Source organism: Pseudomonas sp. RW407 (genome assembly GCF_003176655.1).
GTDB lineage: Bacteria > Pseudomonadota > Gammaproteobacteria > Pseudomonadales > Pseudomonadaceae > Pseudomonas > Pseudomonas delhiensis.
This window is the reverse complement of record NZ_QGSL01000106.1, coordinates 1,033,810-1,035,425: the sequence shown is the minus strand read 5'-3', so window position 1 is coordinate 1,035,425 and position 1,616 is coordinate 1,033,810. Positions and strand designations below refer to the sequence as shown.

The 1,616-nt window shown below is 66.3% G+C and carries 1 protein-coding gene and 1 pseudogene; both read left to right on the top strand.

Features of this window, described 5'->3' with window-relative positions:
- Positions 1-1,218 (top strand): outer membrane protein assembly factor BamA (gene bamA / locus DK254_RS21405; RefSeq protein WP_109935806.1); only part of this gene is annotated, 1,218 nt, incomplete at its 5' end.
- Positions 1,219-1,341: 123 nt separating this feature from the next.
- Positions 1,342-1,616 (top strand): annotated as a pseudogene (locus DK254_RS34565) (hypothetical protein); the annotation flags it as partial.

The following is a 1,616-nucleotide window of genomic DNA, read 5'->3' as shown; positions in this document are numbered from 1 at the left end:
AAGCAGCGCCTGGAGCGCCTGGGCTACTTCAAGACGGTCAACGTCGAGACCCCGGCGGTGCCCGGCACCGACGACCAGGTGGACGTCAACTACAGCGTCGAAGAGCAGGCCTCCGGCTCGATCAGCGCCAGCGTCGGCTTCTCCCAGAGTTCCGGGCTGATCCTCGGCGGCTCCATCAGCCAGAGCAACTTCCTCGGCACCGGCAACTACACCAGCATCGGCCTGACCCGCTCGGACTACCAGACCAAGTACAACTTCGGCTTCACCAACCCCTACTTCACCAGCGACGGCGTCAGCCTGGGCTACAACCTGTTCTACCGCAGCACCGACTACAGCAAGTACTACGACGACGATGACGAGGTGTCGTACTACTCCATCGACAGCTTCGGCGCCGGCGTCAGCATCGGCTACCCGATCAGCGAGACCTCGCGCCTGACCTATGGCCTGACCCTGCAGCACGACGACATCACCCCGGGCACCTACAGCGCCGACGAAATCTACGACTTCATCTCCCGCGAGGGCAGCACCTTCAACAACCTCAAGGCCTCCATCGGCTGGTCCGAATCCACCCTGAACAAGGGCGTGATGGCCACCCGCGGACATTCCCAGAGCCTCACGCTGATGGCCACGGTGCCGGGCAGCGACCTGAGCTTCTACAAGGTCGACTACAGCGCCCAGGCCTTCCTGCCGGTGAGCGACCGCACCGCCATCCGCCTGCACACCCAGCTGGGCTACGGCAACGGCTACGGCTCCACCGACGGCCTGCCGTTCTACGAGAACTACACCGCCGGCGGCCTGAGCTCGGTGCGCGGCTTCAAGGACGGCACCCTGGGCCCGCGCAGCACCCCGGCCACCGGCGACTACGCCAGCGCAGGCCAGGCCTACTATTCCGACCGCGACGCGGAAGTGTTCGGCGGCAACATCCTCATCACCGGCGGTGTCGAGTACCTGTTCCCGCTGCCCTTCATCAAGGACCAGAGCCAGCTGCGCAGCACGCTGTTCTGGGACACCGGCAGCGTCTTCGCCGACAAGTGCTACCTGTCCACCACCCAGGGCTGCGGCAGCGTCAGCCTCGACCAGATGGCCATGTCCATGGGCGTCGGCCTGACCTGGCAGAGCCCGCTGGGCCCGCTGAGCTTCAGCCTGGCCACGCCGCTGAAGAAGCCCGACGGCGCCGAGACCGAGGTGTTCCAGTTCTCCCTCGGGCAGACCTTCTGAGCCCGGAATTACCCGCCTTTACCCTGGCTTAACCCAAGTTCACAGTCGCCCTCCCTATGCTGGCGGCACTTGTTCCGGCGGCCGCCACGGCCGCCGCCCTGCCACTCGACCCCGGGGACGACCATGGGCCAGACCGACCACGGCGCGCTGCGCGAGGAAGTACCGCTGCAACTGCTGCACGACGTGCAGCACCAGCTGCAACGCATCCTCGGCACGCACTTCACCGCCACCCTCGCCGCCGGCGGCGCCAGCCACTACCAGCTGTCCATCCGCCACCACCCCAGCGACCTGTCGCTGGAGCACCGCGGCAGCGTGGCGCCGCCCTTCATCGAAGAACTGTTCGCCCTGGCCTGGCGCATGAAGGCCATGCTCGAATCCGCCGAACTGCAATCCATGGA